Annotated in this window: 2 protein-coding genes; both read right to left on the bottom strand. The window is 71.5% G+C overall.

Features of this window, described 5'->3' with window-relative positions:
• Positions 1–11622: a non-ribosomal peptide synthetase gene (locus FHT37_RS05905; protein WP_183479441.1), complete on the bottom strand. Its 11622-nt coding sequence runs from the start codon at positions 11620–11622 to the stop codon at positions 1–3.
• On the bottom strand, positions 11623–24984 hold the full coding sequence (locus tag FHT37_RS05900) for a non-ribosomal peptide synthetase (RefSeq protein ID WP_183479439.1): 13362 nt from the start codon (positions 24982–24984) through the stop codon (positions 11623–11625).

Here is a 24984-nt window from a genome sequence, read left to right as displayed (position 1 = left end):
TCACGCCGTCCCTGCGCGGCCCGCCACTTCCACGCAGTGGTCGATCAACGCGACCAACTGCGCCCGGAAGCCTGCGGCCAGCGCCTCCATCGTCGACGGCTTGAACATGCGGTCGCTGTAGGACCAGTTCATCGTCAACACGCCGTCCATCACCTGGCCGATCACCTCGATCCAGCAGGGCAGCGGTCCGCGCTCGTCGCGGGCCATGCCGCCGGAGTCGCGTGCGCGGCTGAAGCCCGCGCCGTCCTTCAGCGTCTGGTCCAGCTGGCCGAGGTAGTTGAACGCGATCCCCGGCTGGACCGCCGCCAGCGACGTGCGCACCGCCTCGTCGGCATGCAGGTGGCGCAGCACGCCGAAGCCGACACCGCGGTTCGGCACCGCGCGCAGGTGGCCGGACACCACCGGGATCGCCGCCGCCCACGGTTGATCGTGGCCAGACAGGCGGACCGGATAGGCACTGGTGAACCAGCCCACGGTGCGGCTCAGGTCGATGTCGGCCGCGTCGCCTTCGCGGCCGTGGCCCTCGAGCAGCACCAGCGCCTCGGGATGACCGCTCCAGGCGGACAGCGTCCGCCCGAGCGCGGTCAGCAGCAGCGCATCGATGCCGCCGCCGTAGGCCGCGGGCGCGACGCGCAGCAGCTGCCGCGTGAGCGCCGCGTCCAGCGACATCGCCGCGGTGCGGCGGTCCTGGATCCAGGCGGGGGCCTGCGGATCGTCCCGCGGCAGGTCTGGGATCGCGGCCAGCTCGCGCCGCCAGTGCGGCAGCTCGGCGGCCAGCGCCTCCGAGCCCGCCCAGCGCGCCAGATGCTCCGCCCAGGCCTTGAACGGTGCGCTGCGCGCCGGCAGCACCGGCTCGGTGCCGGCGACCAGCGCCAGGTAGGCGGCCTGCAGGTCCTCCAGCAGCACGCGCCAGGACACGCCGTCGATCGTCAGGTGATGCACGGCGATCAGCAGCCGCGCGCTGCCGTCGACATGCCGCAGGTGCAGCACGCGCCACAGCGGGCCCCGTGCGAGGTCGAGGCTGCGCTGGGCCCGGTCGGCCTCGCGGCGGATGTCCTCCGGGCTGGCGACCTCGCGGCTCCACAGCACGTCGGAGAGCGGATCGGAAGCTGTGGCCGTGGCCACGGATTGAGCGTCCTCGTAGCGCTGCGTCCATCGGCCGTCGGCGTCCTGGTGGAAGCGCAGGCGCAGGCCCTCGTGGTGCTGGGTGAGCAGCGCGATCACGCGTCGCAGCCGGTCCTCGTCGAGCCAGGCCGGCGCCCTCAACATCACCGACTGGTTGTAGTGATGACGCGCCGGGATGGGCTGCTCGAAGAACCAGCGCTGGATCGGCGTGAGCGGCACTTCACCTTCCGCGGCGACAGGCGTCGACACGCTCCCGGTCAAGCCCGTCGCCGCGCTCGCCGAGCCGCCAGCCGACATCACCATCGACGCATCCGTCGCGTCCGTCGCGTTCGACGCGGCCGCAGCGCCCGCCGTGGCCGAGCCGGCACCAGCGAAGGCGGCCGTCAGGCCCTCGATCGTCTGATGGCGGATCAGGTCGCGCAGCCGCAGTTCGAAGCCGAGCCCGGCGTTGCGCACCCGCGAGATCACCTGCAGGCTGAGGATGGAATCGCCGCCCAGCTCGAAGAAGTTGTCGCCGATGCCGACCTGCTCGATCCCCAGCACCTCCTGCCAGATCGTCGCCAGCCGCTGCTCGACCTCGGTGCGCGGCGCGCGGTAGTCGCCATCGTGCGAGCTCACCGGATCGGGCAGCGCCGCGCGGTCCAGCTTGCCGCTGATCAGCCGCGGCAATCGCGACAGCACGACCAGGTGGGCCGGCGCCATGTGCTCCGGCAGCTGCTCGGCGATGCGCTGGCGCAGGCGCGGCAGCAGCGTCGCCTCGCTCACGTCCGGCAGTGCGACGACGTAAGCCACGAGCTGCTTGCCGGACGGACTCTCGCGCGCCACGACCGCCGTTTCCAGCACGCCGGGCACCTCGCACAGGCAGGTCTCGATCTCACCCAGCTCGATGCGGAAACCGCGGATCTTGACCTGGTGGTCGGCGCGCCCGATGTACTCGATGTTGCCGTCCGCCATCCAGCGGACCAGGTCGCCGGTGCGGTACAGGCGCCCACCGGCGGCGTCGAAGGGGTCGGCCACGAAGCGCTGCGCGGTCAGGCCGGCCCGTCCCAGGTAGCCGCGCGCGAGGCCGAATCCGCCGATGTAGAGCTCGCCGACGACGCCCGCCGGCACCGGCTGCAGGTCGGTGTCGAGCACATGGATCGCGCGGTCCCCGACCGGCTTGCCGATCGGCGCATAGGCGCAGTCGAAGCCCTCGCTCGCGGCCGACTTCCAGATCAGCGGCGTGATGACGCACTCGGTCGGGCCGTAGCCGTTGATCAGCGTGCGCGGCCGCAGGTGGCGGCAGACCTTGTCGTAGGCGGCCTTGGGCATGGCCTCGCCGCCGAAGACGTACAGCTCCACCGGCGGCGCGTCGCCGCGCAGGCCGGCCCAATCGGCGATCTGGCCGAGGTAGGCCGGCGGGAAGGCGGCGTTGGTGACCTCGTAGCGATGCAGGGCCTCGCAGGTCTGCTCGGCGGTCCACAGCTCGTTGTCGCGCAGGGCCAGGCCCGCGCCCACGCACAGCGGCGTCAGCCAGCGCTCATGCGCCCCGTCGAAGGAGAAGGACATGAAATGCAGCTCGCAGGAGGCGGCGCTCATGCCGTAGATCTCCGCCGTGGCCAGGCAATGCATGGCCAGCGGTCCGTGCGTCACCGCCACGCCCTTGGGCAAGCCGGTCGAGCCGGAGGTGTAGATCACATAGGCGAGGTGGTCGGGATGGTCCGCGAGCGCGAGATTGGCGGCATCGGCATCGGCATCGTCCGCAGCCGCAGCCGCAGCTGCCGTGGCCTCCGTAGCTTCCGTGGTCGCCGCAGCGGCCAAATTTGAAGACGTCGCTGACGTCGCCGCAGTCGCCTCGCGGACCTCCTCCATCGTCACGACCTCGAGGCCCGGCACCGTCGGCAGTCGCGCGCGCAGGCCGCGCTGCGTCAGCAGCAGCGCGGCGCCGCTGTCCTGCAGCATGAAGGCGAGCCGGTCCGGCGGATAGGCCGGGTCCAGCGGCACGTAGGCCGCGCCGGCCTTCAGCACGGCCAGCAGGCCGACGATGCTGTCGAGCGAGCGCTCCAGCGCCACGCCGACGCGGGCGTCGCGCGGCAGGCCGCGACGGACTAGGTGGTGGGCCAGCCGGTTGGCCCGCGCGTTCAGCTCGGCGTAGCTCAGTTCCTCGTCGCCCAGCAGCAGCGCGATGGCCTCGCCGCGGGTGGCGGCCTGGCGCTCGATCAGGCGATGCACCGGCGCCGGCCGCGGCTCGGCCAGGCCACCACCGCCCTGCCCGAGCGCGCGCAGCGCCCGTGCCGCCGGCGCGTCCAGCCAGCGCAGCTCGCCCAGCGGTGCCGACGGGTCGGCGGCCATGTCGTCCAGCAGCGTCTCCATCTGGGCGCGCAGCCCCTCGACGAAGGCGTCGTCGAGATCGCGGCGGCTGTAGCAGTACTCGATCACCAGCCGGTCGCCGGCGACGACCTGCAGGTCCATCGCATAGCCGGTCAGGCCTTCCCCACCGATCTCGTCGAACTCGAGGCCGTACTGGCCGAGCTGCCGCAGCGCGCGGTCGATCGGTGCGTTCTCGAAGACGATGATGCTGTCGAACAGCGGCCGGCCGGAGGAGCCGGCCCAGCGCTGCACGTCGGCCAGCGCGGCGTGCTCGTGGTCGCGCAGGCGCAGGTTGGTGTCCTGCACGGCGCGCAGGTAGTCGCCGACCCGCTGGCTGGCGTCCCAGGTCACCGGCACCGGCACGGTGTTGATGAACAGGCCCAGCATCTCCTCCGCGCCCGGCAGCGTGGCCGGACGACCCGCGACGGTGGCGCCGAAGACCACCCGGTCGCGGCCGGTGTGCCGGTGCAGCAGCACGGCCCAGGCGGCCTGCACCAGGGTGTTCACGGTCACGCGCTCGCGCTGGGCGAAGGCCGTCAGCGCCGCGGAGCGCGCGGCGTCGAAACGCGAGTAGCGCTTCTCGAAGCCCGAGCGGCCGGGCGCGGCGCGGGTGGACTCGGCCAGCAGCGTCGGGCCGTCGAGGGCCGCGAGCGCCTCGGTCCAGAAGGCCTGCGGCGCGCCGGCATCCTGCCGCTGCAGCCAGCGCACGAAGTCGCCATAGCGCGGCGGCGCCGACGGCAGCGCCTCGCCGGCGTAGCAGCGCAGCCATTCCGCCAACAGGCGGGCGTCGCTCCAGCCGTCGGAGAGCAGGTGGTGGCGGGTCCACACGAGCTGGTGGCGATCCTCGTCCAGCTGGATCACGGCAACCCGCGAGAGCGGCGGGCGGAGCCAGTCGATCGGGCGCGTGAGCTCGGTGCGGGCGAAGTCGGCGATGCGACGCGCGGTGTCCGCCTCGCCGCGCCAGTCCAGCCGCGTCATGGCGCTGGGCGCCTCGCGCAACACCAGCTGCAGCGGGCGCGTCATGCCGGGTTGCCACAACACGGCGGTGCGCAGCATCGCGTGCCGCGCGACCATCACGCGCCACGCCGCTTCCAGGCGATCGGGATCGAGGTGGCGGACCTCGACGTTCAGCTGATTCACGTAGAGGCCGGAGTCCGGGGCCTCGACCGAGTGCAGCAACATGCCTTCCTGCGTCGGCACCAGCGGGTAGACGTCCTCGATCAAGGCGGGGTCGATCGGCAGCGCGGCGATGGCGGCGGCATCGAGGAAGTCGTCGAGACGACCGAGCGGTGATGCCGCATCGGGCGCTGCCGGCGCGCCGTCGTCGATCCGCTGCGCCGCAACGCCGAGACGGGCGATCGTCTGCAACTCGAAAATCTGCCGCGGCGTCAGATGCCATCCGGTGCGACGCAGGCGGGCAATGATCTGCAGGCTGAGGATGGAATCCCCGCCGACTTCGAAGAAGTTGTCGTGGCGGCCCACTCGGCTGATGTCCACGTCGAGCACGTCGGCCCAGACGGCGGCGATGGCGGCCTCGACCTCGCCCTGCGGTGCCTCGTAGGCGGCTGCCGATGCGGTATGGAGATCGGGGGCCGGCAACGCCTTGCGATCGACCTTGCCGCTGGGATTCAGCGGCAGCGTGTCGAGCACGACGATGGCGCTGGGGACCATGTACTCGGGCAAGCTGCGGCTGAGCGCCTCGCGCAGGATTTCGGTGTCGATTGCACCGTCACGCTGCACCGTCGCTCCGGGCTGCGCCAGCGCCGTCGCGTGCGCAGAGACGTATGCCACCAACCTCGCGCCGGTGGGCGCCTGCAGCGCCACGACGACGGCCTCGCGCACGCCGGGCTGGGCTAGCAACTGCGCTTCGATCTCGCCCAGCTCGATCCGGAAGCCGCGGATCTTGACTTGGTGGTCGATGCGGCCGAGGTAGTCGAGTTGACCCTCGGTATTCCATCGCACCAAGTCGCCGGTGCGATAGAGCCGGCTGCCGTCGACGGCCATCGGATTGGCGACGAAGCGCTCGGAGGTGAGTCCGGCGCGATCGTGATAACCGCGCGCCAGGCCGATGCCTCCCAGGTACAGCTCGCCCGGCACGCCGGGAGGCACCGCGTTGAGGTCGCCATCGAGCACCCAAGTCGAGATGCCAGTGATCGGCGCGCCGATCGGCACTTGGCTGCGACCGTCGTCCCGGCAGGTCCAGTGCGTGACGTCGATCGCCGCTTCGGTGGGGCCGTACAGGTTGTAGATCCCTGCCTTCGGAAGCCGGCGAAACACGGCGGCTTGCGCCTCGGCCGGCAACGCTTCGCCGCTGCACACGATGCGTTTCAGCGAGGTGCAAGCCTCGACGCCGTCATGCGCCAGGAAGGCCTGCAGCATCGACGGCACGAAGTGGATCGTGGTGACCTGGTGCTCGTTGATGAGCTCGACCAGCCGCTGCGGATCGCGATGATCGCCTGGCGCGGCGATAGCGAGTCGTGCGCCTTCCGCCAACGCCCAGAACAGCTCCCACACCGAGACATCGAAGCTCAACGGCGTCTTCTGCAGCACCGTGTCGGCCGCGCTCAGCGCGTAGGCGCGCTGCATCCACGCCAGCCGGTTGCGCAATGCAACGTGCCGATTGGCCGCGCCCTTGGGCCGCCCCGTCGAGCCGGAGGTGTAGATCACGTAGGCGAGGCTCTCGCCGTGGACCTCGACGTTGGGATTCGCGAGCGATGCATCGCTCTCACCATCGCCGACCGCCTCATCGGCGGCTTCAGCCGCACGGTCGGTGCGACCTCGCTTGTCCTGAGGGGCGTGAGCCGCGAAGGTCGCGCCGATATCGACCAGCTCGACGCCCTGCCCGACCGGCAGCTTCGCGTGCAGATGCGACTGCGTCAGAACCAACGACACGCCGCTGTCCTCGAGCATGTAGGCCAGCCGATCGGCGGGCAGCTCGGGGTCCAGCGGCACGTAGGCGCCGCCGGCTTTCAGGATGGCCAGCACGCCGACCATCATCTCCATCGATCGATCGACGGCCAGTCCCACGCGCGAGTCCGGGCGCACCCCCAGCGCGATGAGGCGATGCGCAAGACAGTTCGCGCGCGCATTGAGTTGACCGCGTGTCAGCGTGCTCTGCCCAAAGACCAGCGCCGGTGCATCCGGATCGATCGCCGCCTTGCGTTCGATCAGCCGATGCATCGGCACGGCCTCGTCAGCAGACGGCGGCACCTCGCTCCAACGCGTCAGGGTCGCAGCCTCCTCCGGCCCGATCACGCTCAGCGCATGCAAGGCTTGCCCGCCGCCCGCAGTCAGCGCGTCGACGATGCCGCGCACGGCCGCTTCCAGATAAACCTGCATCCGCGCCACACGCACCGAGCGCTCGACCTGCAGCACCAGCTCGAAGACCTCCCCGCGGTCATTGACCGAGAGCGTGAACGGATAGTTGGTCCGCTCCTTCGCGCCGACCAGCGTCATGCCGTCCCAGACCGCGTCCGCACCGTCCTCGCCGCGGCGCGGACCGCTGTGGCGATAGTTCAGCAGGCTGGAGAACAGCGGCGTGCCACCGGGCAACCCGCTGCAGCGCTGGGCCAGCGACAGCGGCGCGTGCTCGTGGTGCAGCAGGCCGGTGAGCCGCTCATGCGTCTCCCGCAAGCCCTGCGCGACGCTGCGCCCGCGCAGCTCGACCCGCAAGGGCAGCGTGTTGATGAACATGCCCATCGCGCGATGCGCCTCGTCCCCGCCCTGCATGCGGCCGAACAGCACCGTGCCGAAGACCACGTCGTCACGCCCCGCGGTGCGCGCCAGCACCAGCGCCCACGCGAGGTGGAACAAGGTCGCCGCGCTCACGCCCTGGCGACGCGCCTGCTCGCGCAACTCGGTCGAGAGCGCCGCCGGCAAGGTCAGGCGCGACTCCTCGTTCGCGCTGCCATCCAGTCGCGCGTCGACGAGACCGAAAGGCGCGGTCACTTCGTCCACGACGCCCAGCATCTGCCGGAAGAAGGCCTCGTGCTGGTCCCCGCTCACGCCTGCGCGCGCCTGCGCCACATAGCGGCGGTACGGCACCGGCCTGGGCAGCTCGGCATGACGCTGCTGGAGGATCAGCGCGATCTCCTCGATCATCAGCTTCTCGGCCGTGTGGTCGAGCGCAAGGTGATGGCTGGGCAGCTGCAGCAGCCACTGGCCACTGGGCGCATCGTGGACCGCGATGGCCCTCACCATCGGCGCGCGGCGCACGTCGATGCGGAAGGCGCGGCGATCCACGTGGGCCGCCAGCCGCTCCGCGGCACGGCCCGCGGCGCGGTCGGCCTCGTCGATCGGCAGCCATTCGAGGGTGAGCGGCGCCGCGCGGCAGACGACCTGCACCGGCTCGCGCAGTCCCTCCCACACGACGGCGGTGCGCAGGATGTCGTGGCGCGCGATGACCTGATTCAACGCGTCGATGAAGCGCGTCAACCGAGCCTCGCCGTCGAAGCGCAGCAGCAGCGAGATCACATAGGCGTCGCCCTGCTCCTGCATCAGGTGATGGAAGAGCATGCCCTCCTGCAGCGGCGCGAGCGGGTAGATGTCCTGGATGTTGGCCGCGCCACCGGGGATCGCGGCCTCGATGCGCCGCAGCTCGGCCGTGTCAAGGTCGACCAGCGGCAGCATGCCCGGCTCGAGCGCGGTGCAGCCGGCCGGGATGGTCGCCGCGTTGGCGTTGGCGTCGGGGTCTACGACGGGGACGGCCACGCCCGCCGACTGGGCCACGGCCGACGCGAAATCGGCGAGCCGCGGATGGAGGAACAAGGCCCGCATCTCCGATGTCCAACCGCACTGGCGCAGCCTCGCCTGCAACTGGATCGCGAGCAGCGAATGCCCGCCCAGTTCGAAGAAGCTGTCCCACCGGCCGACGCGCTCGACTCTCAGCAGGTCGCACCAGATCGATGCAATGGTCGCTTCGACCTCGCCTTGCGGTGCCTCGTAGGCGGCTGCCGATGCGGTGTGGAGATCCGGTGCCGGCAGCGCCTTGCGATCGACCTTGCCGCTGGGATTCAGCGGCAGCGTGTCGAGCACCACGATGGCGCTGGGGACCATGTACTCGGGCAGGGCGCGGCCGAGTGCCTCGCGCAGGACCTCGGTGTCGAGTGCGCCGTCTGGCTGCGCCGTCGCTCCGGGCTGCGCGGACGCCGTCGCGTGCGCAGAGACGTATGCCACCAACCGCGCACCGGTGGCGGCCTGCAGCGCCACGACGACGGCCTCGCGCACACCAGGTTGCGCGAGCAGCTGCGCTTCGATCTCGCCCAGCTCGATCCGGAAACCGCGGATCTTGACCTGGTGATCGATGCGGCCGAGGTAGTCGAGTTGACCGCCGGTATTCCATCGCACCAGGTCGCCGGTGCGATAGAGCCGGCTGCCGTCGACGGACATCGGATTGGCGACGAAGCGCTCGGCCGTCAGGCCGGCGCGGTCGTGATAACCGCGCGCCAGGCCGACGCCGCCGAGGTACAGCTCGCCCGGAACACCCGGTGGCACCGCGTTCAGGTCGCCATCGAGCACCCACGTCGAGATGCCGGTGATCGGGGCGCCGATCGGCACTTGGCTTCGGCCGTCGTCGCGGCAGGTCCAGTGCGTGACATCGATGGCCGCTTCGGTCGGACCGTACAGGTTGTAGAGCCCCGCCTTCGGAAGCCGACGGAACACGGCGGCTTGCGCCTCGGCCGGCAACGCTTCGCCGCTGCACACGATGCGCCTCAGCGAAGTGCAAGCCTCGACGCCGTCATGCGCCAGGAAGGCCTGCAGCATCGACGGAACGAAGTGGATCGTGGTGACCTGATGTTCGTTGATCAGCGCCACCAGCCGCTGCGGATCGCGATGATCTCCGGGGCCGGCGATGGCCAAGCGAGCGCCTTCGGCCAGCGCCCAGAACAGTTCCCACACCGAGACGTCGAAGCTCAGCGGCGTCTTCTGCAGCACCGTGTCGGCCGCGCTTAGCGCGTAGGTGCGCTGCATCCAGGCCAAGCGGTTGTGCAGCGCCACGTGGCGGTTGGCCGCGCCCTTCGGCCGCCCCGTCGAGCCGGAGGTGTAAATCACGTAGGCGAGGTTCTCGCCGTGGACCTCGACGTCGGGATTCGCTGGCGATGCGCTCAGACGTTCATCGGCGCTCTCCGCGGGGTCGATGTCGACCAACTCGACGCGCTCGCCGACCGGCAGCTTCGCGTGCAGATGCGGCTGCGTCAGCACCAGCGCCACGCCGCTGTCTTCGAGCATGTATGCCAATCGATCGGCGGGCAGCTCGGGGTCGAGCGGTACGTAGGCGCCGCCGGCCTTCAGGATGGCCAGCACGCCGATCATCATCTCCAACGAGCGCTCGACGGCCAGTCCCACGCGCGAGTCCGGGCGCACGCCCAGCGCGATGAGCCGATGCGCCAGGCGGTTCGCACGCGCATTGAGCTGACCGCGAGTCAGCGCGCTCTGCCCAAAAACCAGCGCCGGTGCATGCGGATCGATCGCCGCTTGGCGCTCGATGAGACGGTGCATCGGCACGGCCTCCGCCACCTCATCGCCATTGACGCTCAGGCGCTCCAGCCGCTTGAGCTCCTCCGGCGACATCAGCGCCACGTCGCCGACGGCTCGCTCCGGCGTCGCGCTGATCGCTTCCAGCATGGCCACGAAATGCCCCACCATCCGCTCGATCGCCGCTGGCTCGAACAGCTCCGCCGCATAGCTGAAGCTCGCGCGCACCGTGCCCTCCGCGGTCTCGGTCGTCGTCAGCATCAACTCGAACTGGGCCGCCTGCTCCCCCAGCGCGTACGGCGTCAATCGCAATCCGGGCAGCGCCATGGGCCCCTGCGCGCCCGCGCTGCCATGGTTGAACATCACCTGGAACAGCGGATGCACGCCCAGCGTGCGCTCAGGCTGCAGCGCATCCACCAGTTGCTCGAACGGCAGATCCTGATGCGCCTGCGCGCCCAGGGCCGACTCCCGCGCCTGATCGAGCACCTCGCCCAGCGACCGACGTCCGTCCACGCGGTTGCGCAGCACCTGCGTGTTGACGAAAAAGCCGACCACGCCTTCGGTTTCCACCCGCTGCCGATTGGCGACCGGCACGCCGACGCGTACCTCCGCCAGCCCCGCATGGCGGCCGAGCACCGCCTGATAAGCAGCCAGTAGCGCCATGAACAGGGTCGCCCCCTGCGCCTGCGCGCGTGCCCGCAGGCCGCGCACCAGCGCCGCCGGCAGCTCCACGCCATGCTGCGCCGCCCGATAACGCCCATCGGCCCGCCGCGGGCGATCCGTCGGCAGCTGCAGCACCGGTTGCTCGCCCCCGAGCTGAGCCACCCAGTACGCCAGCTGCCGCTCCCGCTCACCGGCCTCCAGCCAGTGCCGCTGCCACGCGGCGTAGTCGGCGTACTGGAGGGGCAGCGCGGGCATCGACGGCGTCTCGGCGCGGACCCGGGCGCCGTATTGCGCGATGAACTCGTCGACGATGACCTTCATCGACCAGGCGTCCGACACGATGTGATGCATCACGACGACGAGCACCTGCCGCCGCGCGCCTTGGCGCAGCAAGGCCACCCGCAGCAGCGGGCCCCGCTCGAGCTCGAACGGCGTGTCGACCAGCCGGCGGACCTCCGCGCGGGTGCGGGACTCGATCGCATCATTGCCCTCGCGGCCCTCGCGGCCCTCGCTGCCCTTGGCGCCCTCACCGCCCTCGCCCTCCCGCAGGTCGATCATCTCCAACCCGAAGCCGATGTCGCCGGCGGCGTGGACCCTCTGGACGACCTGTCCCTGGGCATCCGCATGGAAGGTCGTCCGCAGCGATTCATGGCGCGCCACCAGCGCCGCGAAGCTGTCGCGCATCGCGGCGGCATCCACCTCGCCTTCGAGCGTCAGCGCGCCGGACAAGTGATACGCGGTGCTCGTCCGATCCAGCGTCCACAGGAACCACTGCCGCAGTTGCGCGAACGACAGCGGGCGCGCCTCGGGCGGCGCCGGCACGATCGGCAGCATCGCGAAGTCGATCCCCTGCGCCTTGAGCGCCTGCAGGAAGCCCCGCTGCTTCTCCGCCGGCAGGCGCGCGAAGCGCTCGGCCAGCGCGCGCCGGGGATCGCCGGGCGGTGCGGTCGGAGCCTGGGCCGGGGCCGCGTGGGTCGTCGTGACCGTGTCGTTCTTGTCGAGGGTGCTCATTCAGTTCTCCCAGGTATCCAGCAGCGCGGCCATGCGATCGAGGTCCGCGCCCTGCGCGGCGGCCAGCGCCTCGCTCTCGCGCTGCACGCGCGCGGCGGCATCGGCGAGCGTCGGGCTCTCGAAGTACGCGCGCAACGGCAGTTGCACGCCAAAGCGCCGCTGCACCTTCATCTGCAGCTTCATCAAGGCCAGCGAGTGGCCACCCAATTCGAAGAAGTTGTCGTCGCGCCCGACGCGCTCCACGGCCAGCGTCTCGGCCCACAGCGCGGCGAGCGCCGTCTCCGTTTCGCCGCGCGGCGGCTCATGCGGGCGTCCGGCATCGGCCTGCGGCGCCGGCAGCGCCTTGCGGTCGACCTTGCCGTTGGGGTTCAACGGCAGCGCGTCCAGCACGATGAAGAGCCCCGGCACCATGTGGTCCGGCAGCACCCGGGCCAGGCCTTCCCGCAACGCGCGCGGATCCAGCAACTGGCCGGGGAGCGGGGAGACATAGGCCACCAGCCGCGCGCCCCCCGCCCCTTCGGCCGCGACGGCGACGGCCTCGCGCACGCCCGCCTGCAGCCGCAGCTGCGACTCCACCTCGCCCAGTTCGATGCGGAAGCCGCGCACCTTCACCTGGTGGTCGATGCGGCCGAGGTATTCGAGCTGCCCTTCTTCGTTCCAGCGGACGAGGTCGCCCGTGCGGTACATCCGCCCGCCGGTGGTGTCGAAGGGATCGGCGACGAAGCGTTCGGCGCTCGCGCCGGGCCGGCCGAGGTAACCCCGCGCGAGACCGCCGCTCAGGTAGAGCTCGCCCGGCACGCCGGGCGGGCAGAGATTGAGATCGGCGTCGAGCACGCGCGCCTGCCGGTCCCCGACCGGCTTGCCGATCGGCATGTAAGGCGCGGCGAATCGCTCGCCCGCCAGCGCGATGCCGATGGTCGGGGTGATGACGGTCTCGGTCGGGCCGTAGCCGTTGATGATGCGCGGCGGCTTCAGCACCGATTGCACGAGGTCGAGGTTGGCGCGCGACATCGCCTCGCCGCCCACCGTGTAGGACCGGATCGGCAGCCGGCTGCCGGCCTCGCCGAGCAGTTCGGCCATCTGCGTCAGGTAGCCCGGCGTGAAGCAGGCGATGGTGATGCCGTGGCGCTCGATCTCGGCGGCGGTGCGTTCCACCGGCCACAGTTCCTGGTCACGCGGCATCAGCGCCGCGCCGAAGGCCAGCGGCACCCAGGTGCGCTCGTGCGCGCCGTCGAAGGCGATGGACGCGAACTGCAGTTCGCGGTCAGCCGGCGTCATGCCGTAGACCTCACCGATCGATTGCACGTGCATCGCCAGCGGGCCGTGCGTGACCGCCACGCCCTTGGGCCGGCCGGTCGAACCGGAGGTGTAGATGACGTAGGCCAGGTGCTCCGGGTGGATCTCGACGGCGGGATCCGACTCGGCGCCGGTGAAGGCGTCCTCGCCGTCCAGCGCCAGCACCGCGAGGCCGTCGGTCGACGGTAGCCGCGCCGCGAGCGCCTGCTGCGTCAGCAGCAGCCGGATGCCGCTGTCCTCGACCATGTAGGCCAGCCGCTCGGCCGGATAGGACGGGTCCAGCGGCACGTAGGCCGCGCCGGCCTTGAGGATGGCAAGCAGCGCCACCACCATGTCCATCGACCGCTGCACGGCCAGGCCGACGCGGTCCTCGGCGCGGATGCCGAGCGCGATCAGGCGATGCGCCAGACGGTTGGCGCGGGCGTTGAACTGCGCATAGCTGAGCTGCTCGTCGCCGAAGAGGAGCGCCACCGCATCGGGGCGCTCGACAGCCTGACGCTCGACAAGGCGGGGCACCGGCGGCGTGCCGTCGAAGCGCGGCGTCGGGATGCCCCAGCGGGACAGGCGCGCGCGCGAGGCGTCGTCCAGCACGTCCAGCGCGCACAAGGCCTGCCCGGGCCGATGCGCCAAGGCATCGACCAAGCAAGTCACAGCCGCCTGCATCAGCGCGCAGACCTGGCCGGGATCCAGCGATTCATGCACCTGCGCGACGAGGCCGAAGCCTTCACCGTCGTCGTCCACCGACAGGCCGAAGGGATAGTTCGATCGTTCCTGGGCGGCATCGATCTCCATGCCGTCCCAGGCGGCGGAGGACGCGTCGCGGCGTCGGTGGGCGTGCCGGTAGTTCAGCAGCGCCGAGAACAGCGGCGTGCCGCCCACCAGTCCGCTGCAGCGCTGCGCCAGCGACAGGCTGGCGTGCTCATGACGCAGCAGCGCGGACAGCGCCGCGTGGGCGTCGCGCAGCCCCTCGGCGACGGACTGTTCGCCGACCCGCAGGCGCAGCGGCAGCGTGTTGATGGACAGGCCCAGCGCGCGCGCCGCGCCGTCGTCGACCTGCAGGCGGCCGAGCAGCACGGTGCCGAAGACCACGTCGGTCTGGCCGCTCGCGCGGCCCAGCACCAGGGCCCAGGCGAGATGGAACAGCGCCGCGACGCCCACGCCTTGTTGACGCGCCATGCGACGCGCCTGGCTGGCCAGCGGGGCGGGCAGTGCCAGTCGCGACTGTCGCAGCCGCGACCCGTCGCCTCGCACATCGGCCACGCCGAAGGGCACGGTGGGCTCGGTCACGTCGCGCAGCATCGCGCCGAAGAAGGCCTCGTGCTCGGCGCGGCTGACGCTGAGGCGGGCGTGCGCGACGAAGCGCCGGAACGGCACCGGTGCAGGCAGCTCGGCCTCGCGATCCTGCTGGATCAGCGCAATCTCCTCGACGACGCCGGCCAGCGTGCTGTGGTCCGTCACCAGGTGGTGACTGGACAGTTGCAGCAGCCAGCGACCGCTGCCGGCGTCGAAGCCGGCCACGGCGCGCAGCAGCGGCGCACGTCGCACGTCGATGCGGCCGGAGCCGGGTCGGCCCAGCGCCTCGAGGCGCTCGGCCACCGGGCCGTCCGTCGGCGAGAGCCAGACGATGTCCAGGCGGGCCTCGCGGCACACGACCTGCAGCGGTTCGTCCAACCCCTCCCACAGGATCGCGGTGCGCAGGATGTCGTGGCGCGCGATGACGCGATCGAAGCTGTCGATGAACCGGCGCAGCCGCGCTTCGCTGTCGAAGCGCATCAGGTGCGCGGTCACGTAGGCGTCGGTGTCGCGCTGCAGCAGGTGGTGGAAGAGGATGCCTTCCTGCAGCGGCGCCAGCGGGTAGATGTCCTGGATGTTGGCCGCGCCGCCGGGGATCGCCGCTTCGATGCGGCGGATCGCGGCCGCGTCGAGGTCGACCAGGGTAAGCATCTCCGGCTGGATCTCGGTGCAGTCGTCGGGGATGCAGTTGGGAGGCACGACGATGTCGAGCGGCGCCGCGTCGGCTGAGCGGGCCGCTTCGGCGGCGATGGCCGAATCCGAGGCCCTGCCCGCCTGTGGGTCGATCGACTGCGCAAAAGCCGCCAGCTCCGGATGGAGGAACAACTGCCGCACCTGAGCGCGGAGGCCGCGGCCGCGCAGTTGATCGAGCACCTTCAGCGCCAGCAGCGAGTGGCCGCCCAGCGAGAAGAAGTTGTCGCGGCGGCCGACCTGGTCGGTCGGCAAGCCCAGCACGTCGGCCCAGACCGCGGCGATGGCGGTCTCGACCTCGCCCTGCGGTGCCTCGTAGGCGGCTGTCGATGCGGTGTGGAGATCCGGCGCCGGCAGCGCCTTGCGATCGACCTTGCCGCTGGGGTTCAGGGGCAGCGTGTCGAGCACCACGATAGCGCTGGGAACCATGTACTCGGGCAAGGTCCGGCCGAGCGCTTCGCGCAGGCCCTCGGTGTCGAGTGCGCCGTCGGGCGGCGCCGTCGCTTCGGCCTGCGCGGACGCCGTCGCGTGCGCAGAGACGTATGCCACCAACCTCGCGCCGGTGGGCGCCTGCAGCGCCACGACCACGGCCTCGCGCACGCCGGGCTGCGCGAGCAGCTGCGCTTCGATCTCGCCCAGCTCGATCCGGAAGCCGCGGATCTTGACTTGGTGATCGATGCGGCCGAGGTAGTCGAGCTGCCCTTCGGCGTTCCATCGCACGAGGTCTCCGGTGCGATAGAGCCGGCTGCCGTCGACAGCCATCGGATTGGCGATGAAGCGCTCGGACGTGAGCCCGGCGCGGTCGTGATAACCGCGCGCAAGGCCGATGCCTCCCAGGTACAGCTCGCCCGGCACGCCGGGAGGCACCGCGTTGAGGTCGCCATCGAGCACCCAAGTCGAGATGCCAGTGATCGGCGCGCCGATCGGCACTTGGCTGCGACCGTCGTCCCGGCAGGTCCAGTGCGTGACGTCGATGGCCGCTTCGGTCGGACCGTACAGGTTGTAGAGCTCCGCCTTCGGAAGGCGTCGGAACACGGCGGCTTGTGCCTCGGCCGGCAACGCCTCGCCGCTGCACACGACGCGGCGCAGCGAAGTGCAGGCCTCCACGCCGTCGTGCGCCAAGAAGGCCTGCAGCATCGAGGGCACGAAGTGGATCGTGGTGACTTGGTGCTCGTTGATGAGCTCGACCAGCCGCTGCGGATCGCGGTGATCGCCGGGCGCCGCGATGGCCAAGCGAGCGCCTTCGGCCAGCGCCCAGAACAGTTCCCACACCGAGACGTCGAAGCTCAGCGGCGTCTTCTGCAACACCGTGTCGGCCGCGCTCAGCGCGTAGGCGCGCTGCATCCAGGCCAGCCGGTTGTGCAGCGCGACGTGGCGGTTGGCCGCGCCTTTGGGCCGGCCCGTCGAGCCGGAGGTGTAGATCACGTAGGCGAGGTTCTCGCCGTGGACCTCGACTTCGGGATTCGCGAGCGATGCGCCCAAGCGTTCATCGGCACTCTCCGCGGCGTCCATGTCGACCAAATCGACACCCTCCCCGACGGGCAGCTTCGCGCGCAGGTGCGGCTGCGTCAGCACCAACGACACGCCGCTGTCCTCGAGCATGTAGGCCAGCCGATCGGCGGGAAGCTCCGGGTCGAGCGGCACGTAGGCGCCGCCGGCCTTGAGGATGGCCAGCACGCCGACCATCATCTCTATCGATCGATCGACGGCCAGTCCCACGCGCGAGTCCGGGCGCACCCCCAGCGCGATGAGGCGATGCGCGAGTCGGTTCGCGCGCTCATTGAGCTGACCGCGCGTCAGCGTGCTCTGCCCAAAGACCAGCGCCGGTGCATCCGGGTCCATCGCCGCTTGGCGCTCGATGAGGTGGTGCATCGGCACCGCCTCCGTCGCCTCATCGCTGTTGATGCTCAAGCGTTCCAGCCGCTCGAACTCCTCCGACGACATCAGCACCACATCCCCGACGGCTCGCTCCGGCGTCGCGCTGATCGCTTCCAGCATCGCCACGAGATGCCCCGCCATGCGCTCGATCGTGTCGACCTCGAACAGTTCGGCCGCGTAGCTGAAGCTCGCCTCGATGCCGCCGGTCGGCAGTTCGGTCGTGTGCAGCGTCAGCTCGAACTGCGCTTCGCGCTCGGCCAGCGCGACCGGCTCGATCTCGAGTCCCGGCAGCCGGCGTGCCGTCAGATCCTCCCCACGAAGGTGGTTGAACATCACCTGGAACAGCGGATGCACGCCCAGCGTGCGCGCCGGCTGGAGCGCCTCGACCAGTTGCTCGAACGGCAGGTCCGGATGGGCCTGCGCGCCGATCGCGGCTTCGCGAGTCTGCGCCAGCACCCGCGCCAGCGGCATCCGCGTGTCGATGCGGTTGTCCAGCACCTGCGTGTTGACGAAGAAGCCGACCACCGGCGCGATCTCCGGCCGGTCGCGGTTGGCGATGGGCACGCCGACGCGGATCTCCGACTGCGCGGTCCAGCGGCTCAGCACCGCCTGGAAGCCGGCCAGCAGCACCATGAACAGGGTCGCGCCCTCGTCGCGGGCGCGTTGGCGCAGGTGCGCCGACAGTGCCGGCGGCAGCGTCCAGGCGTGACGCGCGGCCCGGTAGCGGCCATCGGGCCGACGCGGATGATCGGCCGGCAGCTGCAGCACCGGCTGCTCCGCGCCGAGCCGCTCACGCCAGTAATCCAGCTGGCGCTGCCACTCGGCCCCTGCGCGCCACTGGCGCTGCCACACCGCGAAGTCCGCGTACTGGATGGGCCAGGGCGCCAGCGTCGTTGCCTCGCCCCGCACGGCGGCGGCGTAGTCCGCGAAGACCTCGTCCACGACGACGCGCATCGACCAGCCGTCGGACACGATGTGATGCATCACGACGACCAGTTGGTGGCGATCGATGCCCTGCCGCAGCAGGCCGACACGGATCAGCGGACCGGTGGTCAGGTCGAACGGCGTCTGGACGAGTCGTCGCGCCTGCGCTTCGTCGGCAGGCAGGGTGAATGCCACCGCTGCAGTACTGGGTGCTTGCACCCGCTGCTCCACCGCGCCACCCTCGCCCAGCCGGAAGACGGTGCGCAGCGACTCGTGCCGCCGCACGAGCGATTCGAAACTGGAGCGCAGCGCGTCGACATCCAGCGCGCCGTGCAGCTTGAGCGCGCCAGCGATGTGATACGCGGTGCTGGTCGGGTCCAGCTGCCACAGGAACCATTGACGCTGCTGCGCGAACGACAGCGGCATGCCTGCCGCACGGGCCTCGTCGCCCAGCGGCACGACGGTGGACCGCACGCTTGAAGTGATGGACGACGCAACGGACGGCGCCATCTCAGCCCCTGCTGTGTCCGCGTGGATCTCCGCTACCACGCGCGCGAGCGCCGCCACCGTCGGATGCTCGAAGACATGCCGCGGCAGGAGGCGCCAGCCGCGCTGATGCCCCAACGCGACGACCTTGAGGCTCAGGATCGAATCGCCGCCTGCGGCGAAGAAGTTGTCGCCGCGGCCGATCCGCGCCAAGCCCAGCACCTCGGCGAACAGAGTCGCCACGGCCGCTTCAATCTCTCCGCGAGGGGCCTCGAACACGTCGGCGACCTGCGGCTCCGGCGAAGGCAACGCGCGCCGATCGACCTTGCCGTTCGGGTTGAGCGGCAGGGCCTCCAGCACGACGACCGCGGCCGGCACCATGTAGTCGGGCAACGTCCGCGCGACTTCAGCAATCACCGCAGCCGGGTCGGCCACGCGGCCCTCTCTCGCGACGACATAGGCCACGAGCCGCGTGCCGCTCGCGCCCGGCGCGGCGACGACCACGGCGTCGCGCAGTTCCGGCAGGGCCTTGAGCGCGGCCTCGACCTCGCCCAACTCGATGCGAAACCCGCGCACCTTGACCTGATGGTCGATGCGGCCGAGGTACTCCAGCTCGCCGTCGGCGCTCCAGCGCACCAGGTCCCCGGTGCGATACAGCCGCGAACCCGGCGCGCCGAACGGATCGGCGACGAAGCGCTCGGCCGTCAGGCCGGCGCGGTCGAGGTAGCCGCGCGCCAGGCCGGTCCCACCCAGATAGAGCTCGCCCGGCACGCCGGCGGGGCACGGCGACAGATGGCGGTCGAGCACGCGGGCGGTCCGGTCGCCGACGGGGCGGCCGATCGGCACGGTCGGCCGGTTGCCGAGGCGTTCCACCTCCTCGGCAGGAACGTCCCAGGCGCATGGCGTGATCACCGCCTCGGTCGGGCCATAGGAATTCACCAGGCGCCACGGCACGAAGGCGTCGCGCGCCGCGTGGAAGTCGGCGGCGGACCAGGCCTCGCCACCGGCGATGCACAGCCGCACCGGAAGCCGCCCGCCCGCGTGCTCAGCCGCAAGCTGCCGCAGATAGGCCGGCGGCAGGTGCAGCGCCGTCACGCCCTCGCGACGGACGGTGCGGGCGACCTCCTCGGTCGACCAACCGTCCCGCGGCAGCAGCACGATGGCCGCGCCGTGGATCAGCGGCGCCATCCACTGCGAGCCGGCCGCGTCGAAGCTGATCGACGCGAACTGCAGCAGGCGATCCTCGGCGGTGAGTTCGAGCCGCTTGCCGATCGCCTGCAGGTGCATGGCCAGCGGCCCGTGCGCGACGGCCACGCCCTTGGGCCGGCCGGTCGAGCCGGAGGTGTAGATGACGTAGGCGAGCTGGCCGGCCGCGAGCGCCGGAAGCGGCAACTCGTCGCACACCGAGGCGTCGGGGCCGTCCGGCTGATCGATGCACAGCGTCGGCACGCCCTCGGACACCGGCATGCGATCGAGGACGTCGGTCTGCGTGAGCAACAGCGCGATGCGGCTGTCCTCGATCATGTGGCGCAAGCGCGCCGACGGGTACGACGGGTCCAGCGGCACGTAGGCGCCGCCGGCCTTCAGGATGGCCAGCAGGCCGACGATCATGTCGAGCGAACGCGATAGCGCCAGGCCGACGCGTGACTCCGGCGTCACGCCCCGCGCGATCAGCCGGCGCGCCAGGCGATTCGCGCGCGCCTCCAGTTCCGCGCGGGTGAGCTGGCCATCGCTGGCGATGACCGCGATCGCCTCGGGCCGCGCGTGAGCCTGCAGCTCGATGAGCTCAGGGACGGTCGCGGCCATCGACGCAGGGACCGATGCCGATGCCGATGCCGATGCCGATGCCGATGCCGAGGTCGAGGTCGGAGTCGGCGCCCGCAACGTCGTCGCAGTCGCTGCGGCGACCGCCGCCTGAATCGCATCGCCGCCGCTCCATGCGTGCCACTGCGACAGCGCCGCCGGATCCAGACCACCGAGCTCGCACAAGGGCTGATCGGGGTCTTCGGCCAGCGCGCGCGTGACTTCCTCGACCGCGGCCAGCACCTGCGCCCCGATGGCCTCGGCATCGAGCGTCCGATCCACCTGCGCCACCAGCCCGAAGCCATCGCCGAAGTCGTCCACCGACAGCGCGAAGGGATAGTTGGTGCGCTCCTCGCCGTCGAGCAAGCGCACGCCGTCCCCATCGAGCACAGCGCTCACCGGCTGGCGGCGGCTGTGGCGGTAGTTCAGCAGCGCGGAGAACAGCGGCGTGCCGCCCGGCAACCCGCTGCAGCGCTGCGCCAGCGACAGCGGCGCGTGCTCGTGCCGCATCAGATCGGCCAGTCCGGCCTGCGCCAGGCGCAGGCTCGCCGCGACGCCCAGCGGCCCGACGCGCAGGCGCAGCGGCAGCGTGTTGATGAACAGTCCCAGTGCGCGCCCGGCGTCGCGCCCCGCCTGCATGCGGCCGAGCAGCACCGTGCCGAAGACCACGTCATCGCGCCCGGTCGCGCGCGCCAGCACCAGCGACCAGGCCAGGTGGAACACCGCCGATGCGCCCACGCCATGCCGTCGCGCCTCCTGGCGGATCCGGTCCGCCAGCGCGGTGTCGAGCGTCCGCCGCGCCTCGTGCACGCTGGTGCCATCGCCGCGCACGTCGATCAGCCCATAAGGCGTTGTCGGCTCCTCCACGTCGCGCAGCAGCGCGGTGAAGAAGGCCTCGTGAGCCTCGCGCCCCATCCCCAGGCGCGCGCGGGCGACCTGCTCGCGGAACGGCACCGGCGTCGGCAGCTCAGAGGCCGCGCCGCGTTGCATCAGACCGATCTCCTCGACGATGCGCTCCAACGTGGTGTGGTCGGACACCAGGTGATGGCGCGACAGCTGCAGCAGCCAGCGGCCGGGCGCGCCGGTCCGAGCCGATGCGCTGGCCCTGCCCTGCGCCGCGCCCGCGGCCGTCGCGCCATCGGTCTCTCCCACCGCCGAATCCCTCGGCGCCTCCGCAGCCACCTCCACCTCCTCGACCACCTCCGCGGCCACCTCCGCGGCCACCTCCACGGCCGTCGCGCGGATCATCGGCGCCTCGCGGACGTCGATGCGCAGCCGGCTCCGGTGAACATGCGCCTTCAGCCGGTGTTCGGCGTCGGCAGTGGCGACGGCGCCCTCCCCGTCCAGCCACTGCAGCCGCAGCGGCGCCGAGCGATGTACCACCTGCACCGGCTCCCGCAGGCCCTCCCACACGACCGAGGTCCGCAGGATGTCGTGCCGCGCGATCACCGCGTCGAGGTGGGCGACGAAGCGCTCCAGCCGCTCGCGGCTGTCGAAGGCCAGGCCGCGCGAGGTGACGTAGGCATCACCGTCGGCCTGCATCAGGTGGTGGAACAGGATGCCTTCCTGCAGCGGCGCCAGCGGGTAGACGTCCTGCATGTTGGCGGCGCCGCCGGGCACCGCCGCCTCGACGCGGCGGATCTCGTCCGGCGTCAGCGACACCAGCGGCAGCATCTCCGGCGTGAGGGCCTCGCAACCGGCGGGAATGCGGTTGGGCGGAACGATCAACTCCGACTCGACCGGCTCGATCGCGAGGGCCCGCGCGAAGTCCTGCAGCCGCGGATGGGCGAAGAGCTGGCGCACCTGCGCGCGGTGGCCGTCGCGGCGCAGCCGCTCGACCAGGCGCAGCGCCAGCAGCGAATGCCCGCCCAGTTCGAAGAAGTGATCGCCGCGGCCCACGCGCGGCACCTCCAGCACCTCGGCCCAGGCCGCGGCGATCGAGGTCTCGACCGGACCTTGCGGCGCCTCGTGCGCCTCGGACGAGGTCCGGTCCGGCGCCGGCAGCGCGCGGCGGTCGATCTTGCCGTTGGGGGTCAGCGGCAGCGCGTCCATCACGACGAAGGCGGACGGCAGCATCGCATCGGTGAGCCCACGCGACAGGCGCTCGCGCAGCGCCGCCAGGTCCGGCGGGATCCCGTCGCGGCCGGTGACGTAGGCCACCAGCCGCAGTCCGCCGATCCCATCCTGGGCGTCGACGACGGCCTCGGCGATCGCCTCATCGGCGCGCAGCTGCGCCTCGACCTCGCCGAGCTCCACGCGGAAACCGCGCACCTTGACCTGGTGGTCGACCCGGCCGAGGTACTCGAGCTGGCCATCGGCGGTCCAGCGCACCAGGTCGCCGGTGCGGTACAGGCGGCCGCCCCGCTCGTCGAACGGATCGGCGACGAAGCGCTCGGCCGTCTGTCCGGGCCGGGACTGGTAGCCACGCGCCAGGCCCAGGCCGGCGACATACAGCTCGCCAGGCAGCCCCGGCGGCACCGGCAGCAGGTCGGCATCGAGCACGCGCATCGCCGTGCCGGGCAGCGGCCGGCCGACCGGCAGCGTCGCCGCCGATCGGTCCGCGGTCGCCGCGTCCTGGGTGAGCGTGCCGACGGTGGTCTCGGTCGGGCCGTAATGGTTGAAGACGCGCAGCGTCGGCCGCAGCGCCTGGATGCGTGACAGCAGCGCCCAGGTCGTGGCCTCGCCGCCCAGGACCAGCCGTTGACGCGGCAAGGCATCGGCCGCCTCGCGGGCGCCGAGCAAGGCCTGCAGATGACTGGGCGTGATCTTGAGCACGTCGATCGATTCCCGCCGCATCACCTCGGCGAAGGCATCCGGGTCGAACGCCCGTGCGGCGGAGATCAGATGCAGCGTCAACCCCGCGCGCAAGGCGCCGAACAGCACCGTGTGGCCGAGGTCGGCGGCCACTGTCGAGACCATTGCCATGCTTGAGAGGCGGTCGTCGATGTCCAGCCGATGCAGCACGCCGTCGAGGTAGTTGCCCAAGGCGCCATGGCTGACGACGACGCCCTTCGGGCGGCCCGTCGATCCCGAGGTGTAGATCAGGTAGGCCGCCTGGTCCGGATGGACGGCGGCGGCTGTAGCCGTGGCAGTCGCTCGGCTCGATGAGCGGGCCAGGGCGGCGTCGTTGTCGTCGTCATCGGCCGGAAGCCGCATCGTCGGCACGCCGAGAGCCCAGGCCGGATCGCCGTCGCCGATCACCAGCGCGGCGTCGCTGTCCCGGAGCTGGAAGGCCAGGCGCTCAGGCGGCAGCGCTGGGTCCAGCGGCACGAACGCCGCGCCGGCGCGCAGCACGCCAAGCATCGCGACGACCATCGGGATCGAGCGGTCGAAGGCCAGGCCCACGCGCGCGTCGGCGCCGATGCTCCGATCACGCAGCCTTCGCGCCAGCGCGTCGACACGACGATCCAGCGCTGACCAGGTCAGCGCGTCGTCCTCCTGGACGAGCGCCGTGGCCTGCGGATGGCGTCGCGCGTGCAGGGCAACATGCTCATGCACTGGCACGAAAGACGAGCCGGTCAGCGCCGTTGCGCCCACGGGGACTGGCGCAGGCTTACCGAGGCCCCAAGCCGCGAGGCGCCGCAGATCGTCCTCATCCGCCAGGCCGACGGCCCCGACGATCTGGTCAGGCGCGCGCACGATGGTCTCCAGCATCGCCACGCAGCCGCGGACCAGCCGCCGTGCCGTCGCGGCCTCGAACAGGTCAGTGTTGTAGGCGAGCCGGCCGCCAACGCGCGCCGAGCCCACCTGGAAATTCATCGACAGGTCGAACTTCGCATTGACGTCCCCTTGCTCGACGAACTCGACCGTGACCTCGTCGAAGGCCAGCGCCGGCAGGTCCCCCATCTGCACGCCGAAGAGCACCTGGAACAGCGGCGAGCGCGTCGGATCCCGGCGCTCGTTGCGCTGGGCCAGCAGCAGGTCCAGCGGCAGGTCGGGATGCGACATCGCGCCCAGCGCGTCGCTCCGGATCTGGCGGCACAGCGCCCGCAAGGTCTGCTCGGGCTTGAGCCTGGCGCGATAGACATGGGTGTTGACGAAGAAGCCGATCAGGCCGAAGACCTCCTCGTCCTGGCGGCCCGCATGCGGCACGCCGACGGCGAATTCCGACTGCCGCGCGAAACGCGCCAGCAGCAGCTGCCAGGCGGCGAACAGCACGACGAAGGGCGTGCAGCGCTCGGCGCGGCAGAACTGGCGCAGCGCGGCCTCCAGTGCGGGCTCGAGCGCGAAGTCGATCGACGTGCCGCGGAACGACGGCATCGCGGGACGCGGCGCATCGGTCGGCAAGGCCAGCACCGGGACCTCGGGGCCGAGCTGCGCGTTCCAGTGGGCGAGCGCGCGATCGAACCCGCCGCGCGCCAGCGTCTCGCGCTGACGGACCGCGTGGTCCGCGTACTGCAGGCGCAGCGGTGGCAGCTGGACCGGGCCGGCCTGCCGCAGCGCCAGGCCGTAGGCCGTCGACAGGTCGGCGGCGAAGACCGGGTTGGACCACGCATCCGACACGATGTGATGCAGGCACAGCACCAGGACGTGGTCGTCCTCGCCCCGCTTCAGCAGCCGCGCCACCATCGCCGGCGCGACCGCCAGGTCGAAGACGTGGTGGAGCGTGGCCTGCACCTCGCGCGCGATCGCCTCCTCGCGCGCCTGCGGCGCGAGCGCCGAGACATCCGTCTGCCCGAGCGTGAACGCGACCTGCGGCTCGGCCACGGCCATCGGCAGGCCGTCGCGTTCGAGGAAGCGGGTGCGCAGGATGGCGTGGCGCGCGATCACCGCCTCGAAGGCGCGCTGCAGGGCCTCGGCCCGCAGCGGGCCGCGCAGGCGCATGACGCGTGGCAGGTTGTAGGCGGTCATGCGCTCGCCCAGGCGCTGCAGCACCCACAGCGGCTCCTGCGTGAACGACAGACGGACCGCCTCGCCGTCGGCGACGCGGGCGGTGGGTGGCGTCGCGGCGACGCCCAGGTCGTCAGCGGCGGGCACGGGCGGGAGGGTCAT

Source organism: Mitsuaria sp. BK037 (assembly GCF_014193045.1).
Classification (GTDB): Bacteria; Pseudomonadota; Gammaproteobacteria; order Burkholderiales; family Burkholderiaceae_C; genus Roseateles.
This window is presented reverse-complemented; position numbering and strand designations above follow the sequence as displayed.

Bases quoted from the DNA above. Each gene is read 5' to 3' on its own strand.
- FHT37_RS05905 (WP_183479441.1), bottom strand. From the start codon at position 11,622: ATGAGCACCCTCGACAAGAACGACACGGTCACGACGACCCACGCGGCC.
- FHT37_RS05900 (WP_183479439.1), bottom strand. From the start codon at position 24,984: ATGACCCTCCCGCCCGTGCCCGCCGCTGACGACCTGGGCGTCGCCGCG.